The 13,538-nt window shown below is 55.7% G+C and carries 15 protein-coding genes; 7 read left to right on the top strand and 8 right to left on the bottom strand.

Annotation, left to right across the window (positions count from 1 at the left end):
* Positions 1-237: 237 nt before the first annotated feature.
* The 4 genes from COMA1_RS06640 to COMA1_RS06625 form a co-directional block, all read right to left on the bottom strand.
* Positions 238-1,083, bottom strand: a complete 846-nt coding sequence (locus tag COMA1_RS06640; RefSeq protein WP_245630880.1) for a formylglycine-generating enzyme family protein — start codon at positions 1,081-1,083, stop codon at positions 238-240.
* On the bottom strand, positions 1,080-1,448 hold the full coding sequence (locus tag COMA1_RS06635; protein WP_090745539.1) for a hypothetical protein: 369 nt from the start codon (positions 1,446-1,448) through the stop codon (positions 1,080-1,082). The genes COMA1_RS06640 and COMA1_RS06635 overlap by 4 nt, the downstream gene beginning before the upstream one ends.
* Positions 1,449-1,483: 35 nt before the next feature.
* Positions 1,484-2,533: a formylglycine-generating enzyme family protein gene (locus COMA1_RS06630; protein WP_090745537.1), complete on the bottom strand. Its 1,050-nt coding sequence runs from the start codon at positions 2,531-2,533 to the stop codon at positions 1,484-1,486.
* A gap of 68 nt (positions 2,534-2,601) precedes the next feature.
* Entirely contained in the window at positions 2,602-3,567 is a 966-nt protein-coding gene (locus tag COMA1_RS06625) for a formylglycine-generating enzyme family protein (protein WP_090745533.1), read from the bottom strand.
* A 467-nt stretch (positions 3,568-4,034) separates the two neighbouring features.
* Between COMA1_RS06625 and COMA1_RS06620 the strand changes: the two genes are divergently transcribed.
* The gene (locus COMA1_RS06620; RefSeq protein WP_090745529.1) at positions 4,035-4,952 is read left to right on the top strand and encodes a MerR family transcriptional regulator; all 918 of its coding nucleotides are present in this window, start codon (positions 4,035-4,037) and stop codon (positions 4,950-4,952) included.
* A gap of 137 nt (positions 4,953-5,089) precedes the next feature.
* On the opposite strand, the gene ttcA is transcribed toward COMA1_RS06620, so the two are convergent.
* Positions 5,090-5,998 (bottom strand): tRNA 2-thiocytidine(32) synthetase TtcA, encoded by a 909-nt coding sequence (gene ttcA / locus COMA1_RS06615; protein WP_090745526.1) that lies wholly within the window; start codon positions 5,996-5,998, stop codon positions 5,090-5,092.
* A gap of 70 nt (positions 5,999-6,068) precedes the next feature.
* Between ttcA and COMA1_RS06610 the strand changes: the two genes are divergently transcribed.
* From COMA1_RS06610 to COMA1_RS06595, 4 genes are all read left to right on the top strand, one after another.
* A complete protein-coding gene (locus tag COMA1_RS06610; RefSeq protein ID WP_090745523.1) occupies positions 6,069-6,542 on the top strand; it encodes an arsenate reductase/protein-tyrosine-phosphatase family protein in 474 nt (157 codons plus the stop codon).
* A 173-nt stretch (positions 6,543-6,715) separates the two neighbouring features.
* Positions 6,716-7,777: a putative zinc-binding metallopeptidase gene (locus tag COMA1_RS06605; RefSeq protein ID WP_245630876.1), complete on the top strand. Its 1,062-nt coding sequence runs from the start codon at positions 6,716-6,718 to the stop codon at positions 7,775-7,777.
* Positions 7,774-8,796 (top strand): D-alanine--D-alanine ligase family protein, encoded by a 1,023-nt coding sequence (locus tag COMA1_RS06600; protein WP_090745520.1) that lies wholly within the window; start codon positions 7,774-7,776, stop codon positions 8,794-8,796. Before COMA1_RS06605 ends, COMA1_RS06600 begins: the two co-directional genes overlap by 4 nt.
* Positions 8,797-9,003: 207 nt before the next feature.
* Positions 9,004-9,393, top strand: a complete 390-nt coding sequence (locus COMA1_RS06595; protein WP_090745516.1) for a hypothetical protein — start codon at positions 9,004-9,006, stop codon at positions 9,391-9,393.
* Between the two features lie 196 nt (positions 9,394-9,589).
* Here the strand turns inward: COMA1_RS06595 and COMA1_RS06590 are convergent, their stop codons facing one another.
* The 3 genes from COMA1_RS06590 to COMA1_RS21980 all read right to left on the bottom strand — a co-directional run bounded on the left by COMA1_RS06590 (position 9,590) and on the right by COMA1_RS21980 (position 11,714).
* Complete coding sequence (locus COMA1_RS06590) at positions 9,590-10,294, bottom strand: site-2 protease family protein (RefSeq protein WP_090745513.1); 705 nt, start codon at positions 10,292-10,294, stop codon at positions 9,590-9,592.
* A 10-nt stretch (positions 10,295-10,304) separates the two neighbouring features.
* The gene (locus COMA1_RS06585; protein ID WP_176697892.1) at positions 10,305-11,162 is read right to left on the bottom strand and encodes a DUF2167 domain-containing protein; all 858 of its coding nucleotides are present in this window, start codon (positions 11,160-11,162) and stop codon (positions 10,305-10,307) included.
* Positions 11,163-11,513: 351 nt separating this feature from the next.
* The gene (locus tag COMA1_RS21980) at positions 11,514-11,714 is read right to left on the bottom strand and encodes a PIN domain-containing protein (protein WP_342672687.1); all 201 of its coding nucleotides are present in this window, start codon (positions 11,712-11,714) and stop codon (positions 11,514-11,516) included.
* 167 nt (positions 11,715-11,881) lie between these two features.
* Here COMA1_RS21980 and COMA1_RS06580 point away from each other — a divergent pair, with 167 nt between their 5' ends.
* Both COMA1_RS06580 and COMA1_RS06575 read left to right on the top strand, forming a co-directional pair.
* Positions 11,882-12,898, top strand: coding sequence for an IS110 family RNA-guided transposase (locus COMA1_RS06580; RefSeq protein WP_090742717.1), 1,017 nt, complete (start codon positions 11,882-11,884; stop codon positions 12,896-12,898).
* Positions 12,899-13,193: 295 nt separating this feature from the next.
* Positions 13,194-13,445: a hypothetical protein gene (locus COMA1_RS06575; protein WP_090745507.1), complete on the top strand. Its 252-nt coding sequence runs from the start codon at positions 13,194-13,196 to the stop codon at positions 13,443-13,445.
* Positions 13,446-13,538: the final 93 nt, after the last annotated feature.

Below are 13,538 nucleotides of genomic sequence, written 5' to 3'. Positions count from 1 at the left end.
ACTATCCCCTCCCCCGATGGCGAGGCCTACCCACGACGTGCTGCCTCATGTTCACACTCCCCATCGCACGGTTGATGGCCGGTAGTGCTATGGACACGGTACTGGGGGTCATACGGGCCTCCCTCTCACAAGCTGCACACGTGGTATCGATGATGTGCTAGCCAACAGGGCTCCTCCTCAAGCGAACCTGCCTGCCTTCACCGGCCGTTGAAATCTTCGTATCGCGCGAGAGACCTCCTACTTCTTCTGACTTTCTGTCTCGAGGCTACGGGCGCAGCGAAATCCGGTGCCATGGGTCTGGAGCGCAAATCCACCCCGCCCACGAGCGGTGGTCGTCAGATCGGAGACCGGACTGTGCCAGGACCCGCCACGAATGGACCGCACCACACCTTTCTTGTCCGGCCCCAGCGGATTGCGTGGTGGCGCGTCCTTGTAGTAGTCCGCGTCATACCAGTCCGCCACCCACTCTCGGGCATTGCCGGCCATATCCTTCACGCCATACGGAGAATCCCCGTCAGGCAGTGAACCGACGGCGTGCAGCGTGCGCTCCTCGTCCCATTCTCGATCAAAGTTTGCATGCCTCGCCGTGGGAGGGTCATTCCCCCAAGGATATACTCGCCCATCAGTCCCCCGTGCCGCCTTTTCCCATTCCGCCTCGGTCGGCAATCGCTTCTTCGCCCATGTGCAGTAGGCCTTGGCGTCGTACCAGGTCGTCTGCACCACTGGAAGATGCTCAATGCCGGTGAGCAATGTAAGGGGGCCGGTGCCGTACGGATTCGGAGGTGTGCGATGGCCGGTGGATTTCACAAAGGCCATATACCGTTCATTCGTCACTTCGACTTGGTCGATGCCAAACGCATCAAGATACACGGCTCGTTGTGGGTGCTCATCGGCCCGGCCCTGTCCTTCCGGAGAGCCCATCAAGAACTCCCCGGCTGAGATGGCGATCATCGCCACGGGATCGACTTCTTTCGGTGCGGACATCGCCTCCGTAGAGAACCATGGGGTGATGGCCACAAGGGCAACCATTGATATGGTCATGGGTGCTAGTTGAGTTCGGCGGTTCCACAACGCGGTCTTCATTGCTTTGACTCCTTGCTCCCTTCAATGGCGTGGATCGTATGGGTCCGCACTTGCTTGACGAGACGCTCTACTTGGTCGGTGTCGCCTTGATCAGCGGCCTCCTGAGCCTGGGTAATGAGCGTACGTGCCTGATGCAAATGCTCTTCGATCTTGGCCTGCAGTTTCGGGGATGCCACCGTCCCTCCGAGAGCCGCCCGGTGATACACCTCCCATGCATGGTCCACCTCATGTTCTGCTTCGTGAACGGCCGACACACTTTCTTCGTGTGGGTGATCAGTTGATTCAAGAGGGCCAGCCTGGGTCCCCTCGGCCATCAGTAGCGCACTGAAGGAGATACCAAGGATATAAAGAGTGTAAGATCTCATGTCCGCCTCCATTACTGATAACTGCGCCAGGCCCTTCAAGGTTTCTTCGCCCGCTCAATCATCAATCGTAGCTCCTGCAATTCAGCATGTTTCGGATCAATCGATAATCCTCGGGCTACCGCCTCCTGAGCTTCGACAAAGTGTTCCCGCCCCATTTCCATAAGGGCCGTGGTATGAGCCTGTCTGATTTGAAGTTCGATTTCAGACGGAGCACTCTTGGCACAACGAAATCCAAGACCGACGCCGTAGCTGTTGTTGCTTGGATGATTCCAGAATCGATGGGTGGCTCTCAGTGTAGCTTCAGGGGCGATCCACGAGCCGCCACGGATTACCCGCTTTTCATCCAGCGTCAGAAAATCCACATAGGTTCCCGTGCCTCCGATCCATACAGGTTTCGGTGGCCCCGTGGGGTTCACCATCGGTTCCAACCGGCTGTAGAAACGAGGATCGTACCAATCTGAGACCCATTCGAATACGTTCCCTGCCATGTGGTGGAGACCATAAAAACTGACCCCGTCAGGATACGAGTCCACCGGCATGGTTGCCTCGTGGGTCTTTCCGAAATTGGCCCTGGCCGGATCAAAATCATTCCCCCAGGGATAGAGGTTGCCGTGTGGCCCTCTGGCCGCCTTCTCCCACTCGGCTTCCGTCGGGAGTCGTTTGCTTACGTACTCACAATAGGTTCTTGCGTCGTTCCAGCTGACTCCGACCACGGGCAGTTCCGGACGATTCAGGCGGGGATCATCCCAATAGGCTGGGGCGGAATGCCCCGTCAACTTGATGAAGTCTTTGTAATTCTTGTTCGAGACTTCGTACTTGTCGATGAGGTACGGGTCTAGAAACACCATATGAGCCGGACTCTCGTCATGAAATGTGCTCGCAGGCGTCCTATTGCGTTGAGAGTACGCCGCAGAACTATTGCTGGCTGTCGCCGGCTCCCCTCCGTCGAGACCCATCACCGACGGGACATAGCCTATGTACACCATATTCGCCGGGATCAGGGAATCATCCGCCTGTGCCGTTATGGTGATCGACAGACATCCTACTATCAGCATGAATCCTATCGCCGCCTTGGCTCTTCTCATACTGTCCTCCACGAATAGTGGTTCGCTGGACGCAAACGGCAACCCGGTTTTTCCAGCGGATCGAGAGACTATTTTTTCTTCAGACTTTTATTGATGAGTTCTTTGGTGGCCAGATATTCCGGGTTGCCGGGATCAGCCGCCAAGGCCTTGTCGATGGCCGCGAGGGCTTCGGCATGCTTTTCCGCCCCCATCGCGACGAGCGCCTGGATGAAGGCCTCCCGGCCCGATTGCACCGCTTCGTCCGAGATGCTTACGACCGACTTCGCACAGCGGAACCCCAATCCGACCCCATAGGAGTTGTTGTCCGGCTGATTCCAGAAGCGATGGCTCGTATGCAGGGAGGTCTCCGGGGCCAGCCACGACCCGCCCCGCAGGACCTTCACAGGCCCTTGATTGGCGAAGTTGTAGCCCTTCTCCGCCCCGCGGGGATTGAGCGCCGGACTGTCCTTGTAGTAGGTCAGGTCATACCAATCCTCGACCCACTCGAAGACGTTGCCGGCCATGTTGTACACCCCAAACCCGCTCACCCCTTCCGGATATGAATCGACCGGCATCGTACGGCCCACGTTCTGGCCATAGTTGGCTTTCTTCGGGTCCAGCTTGTGGCCCCAGGGATAGTGATTGTCCCCGTCGGGGCCTTTGGCCGCATGTTCCCACTCGGCCTCCGTGGGCAGGCGCTTGCCGTCCCACTTGCAGAAGGCATGGGCGTCGGTCCAGCTGACGCCGACGACCGGCTGGGTGGGCTTACTCAGACGGGGATCGTCCCAATAGGCGGGGGCGGGATGACTGGTGGCCTTCATAAACTCTTTGTACCGGGCATTGGAGGCTTCATACTTGTCGATGAGATAGGCGTCGAGGACGACCTGATGCTTGGCTTCATCCGCATGTTCGCTGCTCCCCATGGTGAACTCGCCCTTCGGGATGAGCACCATATCCTTGTCGCTGGTCGGTAGGTCGGCGGCTGTGGCCAAAGTGATCGTCCCGGCCGTAAGGACGACCCCCACGGCTAATTGTCTGAGCGCTGGTCTCCGCATTTTTACCCTCCTTGGTTATCCCATTACCCAGGTAATAACGTTTCAGGCTGCGACTCGAGGCTCCAGTTCAGAAACTGCTGTTGCCGTTGATGGAAGAGAGTTTGAAACGACTCCGATCCGTCGATTCCTCAATATGACCCCGTCAATGACATCACCACACTGCACACAGCGTCTTGCGCCTTCGTCGTGCTTACTTGCGACGCTCCAGAGCTCAATAAACATTTCGCCCACCATGAGGCCGCCACACCTCGTGCAGGTGTGTTGCGACGTGACTCGGGAACTCTGGAATGCGGCGGTGTGGCTATTTGTACTCGTGCTCGTGATAATCATGACGTCCTCCCCACTCCACATGTCTAATGTATGACTCATGCTATGTCCAATGTATAGCCTAATATGTCCAATGTGTCAACTGTTATAGGTTATAATATTTGACAAACATTGGACAGTGATCTAAATTATGAATCGATATGAATAAACATAGAATTCATAGAGTTGCGAAACTCACGGGACTTTCGAAGGATGTGATCAGGGTTTGGGAACGGAGGTATAGCCTCGTCAAACCTTCACGAAGCGCCAATCGCTATCGAGAATACACCGATGAGGACGTTTCTCTCTTCCGTTTCCTGAAAGAGGAGTTGGATCGCGGTCAGACAATCGGCGGGCTTGCGATGGAGGGACGAGACTCGCTCCTTCAGCGAATGCACGTCAGTGCAATCCCAAAACAGCAGGAGCTTGTCCCTCACCGCTCGCTGCTCGATGAGCTGATCTCTCGCCTTGATCCGCTTGATAAAAGTCGATTTGAACAGCAACTGAACGCAGCGATCGCGGTAATCCCGTTCGAAGAGGCCGTACAGCGGATTCTTCTCCCCCTACAGCGACGAGTGGGAGAACTGTGGCATGAAGGACGGGTGAATATCGCGGTAGAACATTACGTGACGAAGGTCATCCAGCAGAAATTATTCTCTGTGATGAACCAACTGCCGGTTAATGAGTTTGGCCCCCGCGTAGTAGTGGCTTGTCCCGAAGGCGAGTATCATGAAATCGGCGCGCAGGCCGCCACCTACCTCGCTGCCGCTCGCGGCTGCCATGTGTACTACCTAGGCCCCAATCTCCCGCTGGCGGATTTGGAGACGCTATGCGAACGCGTGCGTCCTGACCTCATTCTCTTGTCCGTAACTGAAACAAAACCAGAGGGAGGAGTACATCACTTGCTCCATGGCTTACGAACGCTCTCTCAACGCTGGCCTGTCGCCGTGGGTGGTCAGGGGGCCTGTGCAATAAAGCACTTCTTGGAGGATACAAGCATCGAGCTGCTTGATGATCTCGGAGCACTTCACACCCGTCTCGCAAATCTTCTCTCAACCCACCAGCGCGCGTTTCATTGATTCTTTGCCATCTCCGTTTGATGCGAAACCACAGGCGATGGTCTTCCCTACGCTGTTCGCATCACTCAGACACAACGCCCCGAAGACCGACGAGGCACACAGGGGCAACGGAGTTCGGGAATGAGAGTGACCCGGATCTAACGGAGAAACTCAAGCGGCTGTGGAGAGGCCTCGACTGGCTCGTGCGGAGCTGGTTCATGATCCAGCCAGACATCACCGTCAGATTGATCGGTCGCCGTTGAGGTCAATGAAGCAAAATCAAAGAGGCGCGAATCCATCAGGAGTGACGGCGCAACATTAGAAATAGCCGCCGCGATGCTGTCGGAGCAACCGGGTGACTCCTGTTCCCATTGCCGGAGAAACGCCTTCACTTTTTTTCGTTTCAAATCTTCCTGTGACCCACAGAGATCGCAAGGAATGATCGGAAAGGCCCGCAACTCCGCATATCGAGCCAGATCCGCTTCTTTGACGAAAGCCAATGGGCGAATGACGAGATGTCGGCCGTCCTTCGAGCGCAGCTTCGGTGGAATGGCCTTCAGCTTGCCGGTATAAAAGAGATTCAAGAACAGGGTTTCAACGATGTCGTCCCGGTGATGGCCTAACGCAATCTTCGTGGCGCCGAGTTCCGTTGCGATGCGATAGAGATGGCCTCGCCGGAGGCGGGAACAGAGTGAACAAGTCGTCTCCCCTTCGGGAATAAGCCGCTTGACGATCGAATAGGTATCGCGTGCTTCAATATGGAAGGGGATTTCTCGGCTGGTGAGATACTGTGGAAGCACGTGTTCCGGAAAGCCGGGTTGACGTTGGTCCAAATTCACTGCGATCAGGTCGAACCGAATCGGCGCCCGTTGCTGGAGAATGATCAGGATATCCAGCAACCCATAACTGTCTTTTCCACCGGACAAGCACACCATCACCTTATCGCCTTCCTCAATGAGGCGATAGTCGGCAATGGCCTGTCCGACCAGTCGGCACAGGCGTGTTTGCATCTTCTCCGTCGCTTCGTCTAGTTTAGGGACAGCTTTTGAAACCAGTGGTATGCTCATCCGTCAATTGTACCGGTCCCGTTGCAGTGCTGTCGACTCCTCAACTCCTGGAGAGGTAAACAGATCATCTATGGCCCCATCGATTCTCTTCGTCTGTACCGGTAATGTCTTCCGAAGCGTGGCCGCCGAATATGCGTTGCGAGCTCAACTCGGTCAAACATCCGGCTATCACGTCAAATCAGCGGGCATCGACGCCAAGGCCCAAAAGATTCATCCCGTGATTCTCAACCGGCTGCGCCTCAAAGGCACCGATGCATCCGCCCATGTCCCCCAAATACTGACAAAGGAATTGATTCAACGGAGTGATCTCGTGATCGCCATGGGTCTGGGCCATCGCGAATTTATTCAGGCCAAGTTTGGGGTGAATGCCCCGCTGTTTAATGAGATCGCTTTCGGCGAAGACTCGCCGATTCTCGACCTCCACGAAGCCCTGCCGAACTGGGAACGGGATATCGTCGAAGCGCGGGAATATGTGGAGTCGGTCATCGACCACATCTGGGACTCCACACCGGCTCTGATGGCTCGGCTCTCCCAATTCCCCTAACAGGAATATCCTCGCGAGCCGTCGCCCCGGTTCAAACTGGTACGTCTTCGGACAATTTCTTCCTCTTTTCACGCTTCCTCAGACCCCGACAGGACAATCATCGTTGGCCCAGCGGCTGATTACTATAGTTTTTCGTGCAGTCTACCGACAGGCCATAATGGAAGGCTTTTCGTATGGACCGCATGATATCCGACATACTCAAGACTCCGGTCACCAGCCATGATGAAGCCCCGTGGGCATCATGGGCCGACGAGGCGCTCTTGGATCTGCCGATGTGTGATTTACAGATCGGGCTGAAGGGCAGTTTTGTCGAGCAACCGATCGCAGAGCTGATCCAAGAACTGGGACAGCGTGGACTTCAATTCCGCCCTCACTTTTGGCTGTCGAATGAGTGGTTTACCCCCGACGGAGTGCCCGGCATTGCCGTTCCCTTTTACCTCGCTCATCCGCGATTGGCGAAACTTGAACAAACACAGATGTTGGAAGTGGAAGGCGGGACAACCGAGTGGTGTTTGCGGATTCTCCGCCATGAAGCCGGACACGCCATCGAGAACGCCTACAAGATCCGCCGCCGGAAAACCAGGCAGGATATGTTTGGAAAGTCCTCGCAACGGTATCCGCTCTATTACTCGCCACGGCCCTACAGCCGCAGTTTCGTCCGTCATCTCGATTTGTGGTACGCACAAAGCCATCCCGATGAGGATTTCGCTGAGACCTTCGCCGTCTGGTTGACGCCGGACTCGCTCTGGGAGGAGCGCTATCGAGGATGGCCGGTCCTGAAAAAACTTCGATATGTGGACGGGCTCATGAAGGAGATCGCCGACGCGCCGCCCTGTGTGACCACGCAAGAAGAAGTAGATGCGCTGCCCACCATCAAGAAGACACTGAGAGAGCATTACGAACGCAAACGGAGACATTATGGAGTCGATCGGCATCTCCAATATGACCCCGATCTCAAACGACTCTTCTCCACCTTACCGAATCATGCCCATAAGATGAGCGCCGCCACCTTTCTCAACCGCTTCCGCCGAGAGGTACGAAAAAAAGTTGCGAGCTGGACCGGCGAATATCAATACACCATCGATCAAGTGCTGGAGGATATGATTCGACGTTGTCGAGAACTCAACCTTCGAGTCCCCATGGCGGAAGAACAGGCCAAACTCGATTTTACGATTTTACTGACGGTCCATACCATGAACTTTCTCCGAAGTGGACGACATCGGGTGGCCTTGTGAAGCGACTGCGCGTACTCGTCCTGATGCATGAGGATCTCGTCCCACCCGAGCAGGTGAGTGGGCACGATCTCCAGTCGGTTGCCTGGCGAACGGAATATGATGTCGTCACGACGTTGAAGAAACTGGGCCATGATGTATATCCACTCGGCGTCAAGAGCGATCTCAGTGTGATCCAGGCTGCCATTGATCAGTGGAAACCGGATATCGCCTTCAATCTACTGGAGGAGTTTGACGGCGTGGCGGTCTATGATCAGCACGTGGTGTCGTACCTGGAACTGCTGCACATGCCGTACACCGGTTGTAACCCCCGGGGCCTCATGCTGGCACGGGACAAGGTCCTGACTAAGAAAGTATTGGCCTTCCATCGGATCCCCTACCCCGACTTCATGGATGTCCCACAAGGACGGGTCGCCAAACGACCAAAACAGCTGACCTTCCCACTAATCGTCAAATCAGTCAGCGAAGAAGCCTCGTTGGGGATTTCTCAAGCCTCCATCGTGGAAGACGACGACAAGCTGAGTGAGCGCGTTGCCTTCATCCATAACAGCGTAGGGAGTGGGGCCTTGGTGGAACGCTATATCGAAGGTCGTGAGCTGTACGTGGGCATCATCGGTAACGGACATCTCCAAGTGTTGCCTGTATGGGAATTGATCATGGACAAGCTACCAGAGGACGCCAAACGCATTGCAACCGAGCGGGTGAAATGGAGTCCGAAGTATCAGGAGAAGTATGGCATTACCTCACGAGAAGCCGCCCACCTGCCGGATGGCAAAGCTCAGGAAATTCAAGATTTGACCAAGCGAGTCTACCGTGCGCTTGGATTGAGCGGCTATGCTCGAATTGATATGAGAATGGACGCCGAGGGGCAACTCTATGTCCTGGAAGCCAATCCGAATCCTCAAATTGCAGAAGACGAAGACTTCGCCGATTCGGCCAAGGAGACAGGCTACGCCTACACTGAACTGCTGCAAGAACTCCTGAACGTCGGACTCCGCTGGCGCCCTGCCAAAGCGGCATGATCTCCCCACCAAATCTGACTGTTGAAAACCATGCCCTGGTGAGATTCACACAGGACTGTAGCTGCGCCCGGTTCTCGTCCGATTCAGCATGTCCATTTCCCTCACTTCCTTGAGCATTCCAGCTCTCTATGAAATAGTGACAGCAGAGTACAGATTGCTTCCCACTTGAGCCAACTCCCATCCCTTTTTCCCCTGGAGGCACACCGAATGATACCAGCGCTCATAACTTGCCGACCTACCCTGTGGCTCCCTGCTCTACTGATCCTGGCAACCAGCTGCGCACAGACCGTCTCACCAGCACAGTCATCACAGGAATATCTGGGATTGGGGATTGTGTCTGGAACGTTGGGTGAACAAAAACGTCAAGGGCTATCGACTCGGGAGCTGTCGTCCACATCGGTGGTCGGCCAAGTCCAGTCCGTGGAAGGTGCGGCCTACTTGATTCGAGATACCCATGGAAGAGAACTCCGGATTCCGCACGATGAAAACACCAGAATTGACCGCCCAGCCCATGTAGGTGATCAGATTCAATCCTGGCTCGATCATCACGGCCGCGCCGTCCTCATTCGGAGTCTTGATGGAAACGGACGATACTAACCATTCGGACTCATGCTTGTCGACATCGCCTCCATCGAAACCACATCACCATCACGCAAAGTTTGGCGATTCGGCATTATTCACTGACCAGTTCCCTCCCTTCCTGTCACTCCACAAAAACGAGTTTGTCTAAATCCGGCATTTACGCTGAGGCCAGACGTATTCCACGGGGCAGCACAGAACTTCAGAACCGCGACTACAGACCCACAGCCCGATGGGTCTCGTACGTCATCACGCCTAAAAAGCCCGCGAGCAGCAGATAGTAGGCGGCATAGCTCCACCGCGTCGACGGTGAGACATCGTAATACCGTTCAGGCATCGCTGAACCAGTCCGTCGGAACGTTGAGAGCAGGTGGGGAATCGACAGAAGCGCCAGGAGCAAGAGCATGGGACTGTGGTTCCAAAGAAAAAGGGCCACGATCAAGGGTGCTCCAATCCACCATGTTTTTGGCGAAATGATCGACGTAATGCGCCCGCCGTCCAGCGGAGCGAGCGGGATCAGATTGAAGAGATTCAGCATGAACCCCGCATAAGCCAGAGCCCGGAGAAGCGGACTCTGTAAGAAATCAGCGGCATAGTAGCACCCCATGGCCGCAATGGTTCCGACCACCGGTCCAGCCATGGCCACATAGGCTTCTGTTTCCACATCCATCGGTTGTTCTTTCAGCTGAATCCAGGCTCCGACGAATGGGATGAAGGTCGGAGCCCCGACATCCAATCCACGTTGTCGAGCTGCAATAAAATGCCCCATTTCATGACAAAAGATCAGTCCAACGAAGCCTGCGGCATACCACCACCCATAGATGAAGCTATAGGTAATGACCGACAAGAGCATCGTGCCGGAGGTCAGCAACACCTTACCGAACTTCGCTCCAGCCAGCAGGGCAAGCAGGGTCTTCATCTCGCCTCCATCAGGCCGATGGCCTTGGAGTAGAGCGGCCCTTCACGATCTTCCACACCCAACCCACCACAGCCACTCCCGCAAGAAGAATGACCTTTTTGAATGCAATGATGAGCAAGAGTAGCTTCGCAAACAATCCAGACTTAAAGGCGGCACCGGCCACGAGTGCAGCCAACCCAACCGCCGCCACCTTGTCGGTCGTACTGTCGAAATCTACGTACCGCTTGCCTTGCACAAAGTTCAGATTTGATAAGAGGTTCGCCGCATGGGGTTTGAGTGTAGGCAACTGAGCCAAATTGGCTACAAGATTCATACTCATGTATCCATGACGGCCAAGGGCGAGGGTATTGTAATTGACTGTCGTCCCTTGGCCACCTTCGGCCGAAATGGCCCACACTACTTTGTTGGTGGCCTTATCGTAATGCGGTTTCTCTTCCCAGCCACGAATATTGAGGGTCGGCATTCCCATCTCACGCCGTTTCGCATTGGCTTCTTCAGTTCCTTCTTTAATGGACGTCAGCATCTCATCAGCGTCCCAGTTTGAGGCATCACCATCCTCGACATACCCTGCATCAATGAATCGAATCACGACAAACCACTCACTGTCCCCTGAGCCCCCGGTTACCAGTCCTAGCTCAGCACCCGAGGGGAAATTCCCCATCTCTTTCAACAACCGTTGAGTATCCTGTGGCCCCAAGAACCGATAGTCGGCCGACAGCGTGAGCGTCGCTTGTTCTCCAAGCGGCGCGTCGAGCGGCCCCTGTTGCCACGCGTACGAACGTTCGGTGGACTGAGCCCAGACGGGCCCCCCTATCCCCAGTACCGCAACCACGCTAAGCAGACAGATGCGAAGAATCATGAATGTCATACATCCTCCCAGATACGGAGTTGTAACACGAGGCGACACAAAGCCCACCATAAAATGGTGCATGAGACGAGACTGACGCGTTGACGATATCTTACCAGCAAGGAATGGGCCGTGAGAAAACCACAATTGTGCCTCACCCTATCGCGGATTGTGCAGCATCATAAGGGGAAAGGACCTCGCCAGTGTATCTAATTGGATTCTAGAGAGATCCCAATTGATTCACTGTACAGATGTACGTAGCACGTTCTGGCACTGGCCTTCTCGTTAAAGAGGTTATCGCGATCGGCCTGGTGGTGGGAATCTAGGCTAACGTTCAGAGCAAGAACAACGCTCAAACTTTTACTATGAGGATTATTTCTGCTGGAGAGGGTCCTCCCAGCGGAGACTTGGGAACCGTGCAAAGTCACGATCAGCGGAGCAGAGCGTCAGCCCATGCTCGATCGCCAGTGCCGCTAGGTGCGCGTCTGGGACCAGGTTCGAGCGAGTGAGCGTATCGGTCAGTAAGGATCCTAAAACCTCTCGGTGGCGTTCAGTAGGCTCGGGAATCCACACGACCGAACAGGCCAACAACTCTTCAATTACCAGGCGTCAGAAATCGGCAGCGGCTGAACGCAGAATGAAGATAAAGACTCCCGATAATCATCTCGAAGGCTCCTCTCTTGAAGAGTAGAGTCGTTGCTAACGCGACGGGCTCATCCACTTTAACCGAGGAGGTTGCGATGATGTGTTATGCGGGCATTGATCTCCATGCCACGAATAGTGTGCTGGTCGTGATTGATGAAGCGGATCGAGTGCTGTATCAGAAACGCCTCCGCAATGACCTGGCCGTGATCTTCACGGCCTTAACACCGTATCAGACCACGCTGCAGGGCGTGGTCGTTGAGTCCACCTATAATTGGTACTGGTTAGTCGACGGGCTCATGGAAGCAGGGTACCGGGTCCACCTCGCTCATGCACCAGCCCTGCCGCAGTATAGTGGGCTCAAGCATGTTGACGATCAACACGATGCGCAGTGGTTAGCCCATTTACTCCGGCTAGGTTTGCTCCCTACCGGGTACATTTACCCCAAAGCGGAACGGGCCGTGCGGGACTTGTTGCGGAAGCGCAGTCAGTTGGTTCGGCACAAGACCATGGTCGTGCTGAGCCTACAAAGCCTGCTGACACGACTGACTGGCAATCGGCTCTCCCTCCCTCGGCTTCGACAGCTCACCCCAGAGGGCATTCAGGCACTTGTGCCATTTCCCGAACATGTGCAATCGGTCAGCAGTTCGTTGGCTGTGCTGCAATGTCTGGAGCACGAGATTCACACGATTGAGGGCACGGTTCGGGAAGCGGGGCGGACTCAGCCGGGCTATGTGCTCTTACAGACCGTCCCCGGAATCGGGCCGATCTTGGCGGGCACCATTCTCCTGGAAGCCGGTGACCTGCGGCGGTTTGCGACCGTGGGACACTTCGCCTCCTACTGTCGCTGTGTCGGCAGCGAACATGTGAGTAACGGCAAACGCAAAGGGGCTGGCAACACGAAGAACGGCAACAAGTATTTAAGCTGGGCGTTCATCGAGGCGGCGCACTTCGCCATTCGCTATGAGGCCGTGATTCGCACGTATTATCAGCGCAAGCAGGCACGGACGCATCCCCTTGTGGCGCTGAAGGCCGTGGCCCATAAATTGGCGCGGGCCTGCTATCACATGCTCCGTGCGCAGGTGCCATTCGATCTGTCCCGCGCTTTTGGCTAGGCGCGGCAGAGCTGGGGGGAGCTGGGAGCTCGCAAAGGGGTTGAGGCCACACCTCGCACTCCCGATTAGCCCCGGTCTTCCCCCTTCAACTCCCTCGCCACTGGCGTGGGGACTGAGACGCCTCGACCGTGAGCCATGATGGGGTTGGCGCCAGCCCGCTGGTAGCCAGACGTCCTGTGCGTAGGTATGCTGGACACGGCCGGGAACCGACGGTTGTCTGGGGCACGAGGTGCCAGGGGCTGGAGTGGATCCCCGACGGGGCTCGCTCCCACGCCTTGATCCTGATGGGTGACTGGTGCGGCTCAAATCCGAGCTGACACTGCTGACGACGACAACCGGGATGCGACGGAGTCACGCGACCACCATGGCGAGGGAAGACGTCGTCGGAGACCTCGCCCCGTTTGTAGGATACGGAGGGCATGATCGGCTGTGCCCTCTTGACCGGAGCCTTCGAGATGGGCGACCCCTTACTATTGTCAAGACTCAATCTTGGATCGATCACCGTGCCCGTGCCGTGATCATCCTCAGCTTCAATGGATATGGGTGATCGCAGTCTCCACTAAGCCAATAATACTGCCAGCCCCCAAGATCCATTCATCAGGGAGCAGTATGCCCCAATTGATGTGTTCAAGAATATCGT

Origin of the sequence: Candidatus Nitrospira nitrosa (assembly GCF_001458735.1) — a bacterium.
Classification (GTDB): Bacteria; Nitrospirota; Nitrospiria; order Nitrospirales; family Nitrospiraceae; genus Nitrospira_D; species Nitrospira_D nitrosa.
The sequence above is the reverse complement of the archived record's forward strand: the minus strand, read 5'-3'. Positions and strand labels throughout refer to the sequence as shown.

Coding starts and splice junctions, on each gene's coding strand:
- COMA1_RS06610 (WP_090745523.1), top strand. CDS start 6,069: ATGGCCCCATCGATTCTCTTCGTCTGTACCGGTAATGTCTTCCGAAGC.
- COMA1_RS06580 (WP_090742717.1), top strand. CDS start 11,882: ATGATGTGTTATGCGGGCATTGATCTCCATGCCACGAATAGTGTGCTG.
- COMA1_RS06640 (WP_245630880.1), bottom strand. CDS start 1,083: ATGAAGACCGCGTTGTGGAACCGCCGAACTCAACTAGCACCCATGACC.
- COMA1_RS06620 (WP_090745529.1), top strand. CDS start 4,035: ATGAATAAACATAGAATTCATAGAGTTGCGAAACTCACGGGACTTTCG.
- COMA1_RS06595 (WP_090745516.1), top strand. CDS start 9,004: ATGATACCAGCGCTCATAACTTGCCGACCTACCCTGTGGCTCCCTGCT.
- COMA1_RS06605 (WP_245630876.1), top strand. CDS start 6,716: ATGGACCGCATGATATCCGACATACTCAAGACTCCGGTCACCAGCCAT.
- COMA1_RS06635 (WP_090745539.1), bottom strand. CDS start 1,448: ATGAGATCTTACACTCTTTATATCCTTGGTATCTCCTTCAGTGCGCTA.
- COMA1_RS06585 (WP_176697892.1), bottom strand. CDS start 11,162: ATGACATTCATGATTCTTCGCATCTGTCTGCTTAGCGTGGTTGCGGTA.
- ttcA (WP_090745526.1), bottom strand. CDS start 5,998: ATGAGCATACCACTGGTTTCAAAAGCTGTCCCTAAACTAGACGAAGCG.
- COMA1_RS06590 (WP_090745513.1), bottom strand. CDS start 10,294: ATGAAGACCCTGCTTGCCCTGCTGGCTGGAGCGAAGTTCGGTAAGGTG.
- COMA1_RS06625 (WP_090745533.1), bottom strand. CDS start 3,567: ATGCGGAGACCAGCGCTCAGACAATTAGCCGTGGGGGTCGTCCTTACG.
- COMA1_RS06630 (WP_090745537.1), bottom strand. CDS start 2,533: ATGAGAAGAGCCAAGGCGGCGATAGGATTCATGCTGATAGTAGGATGT.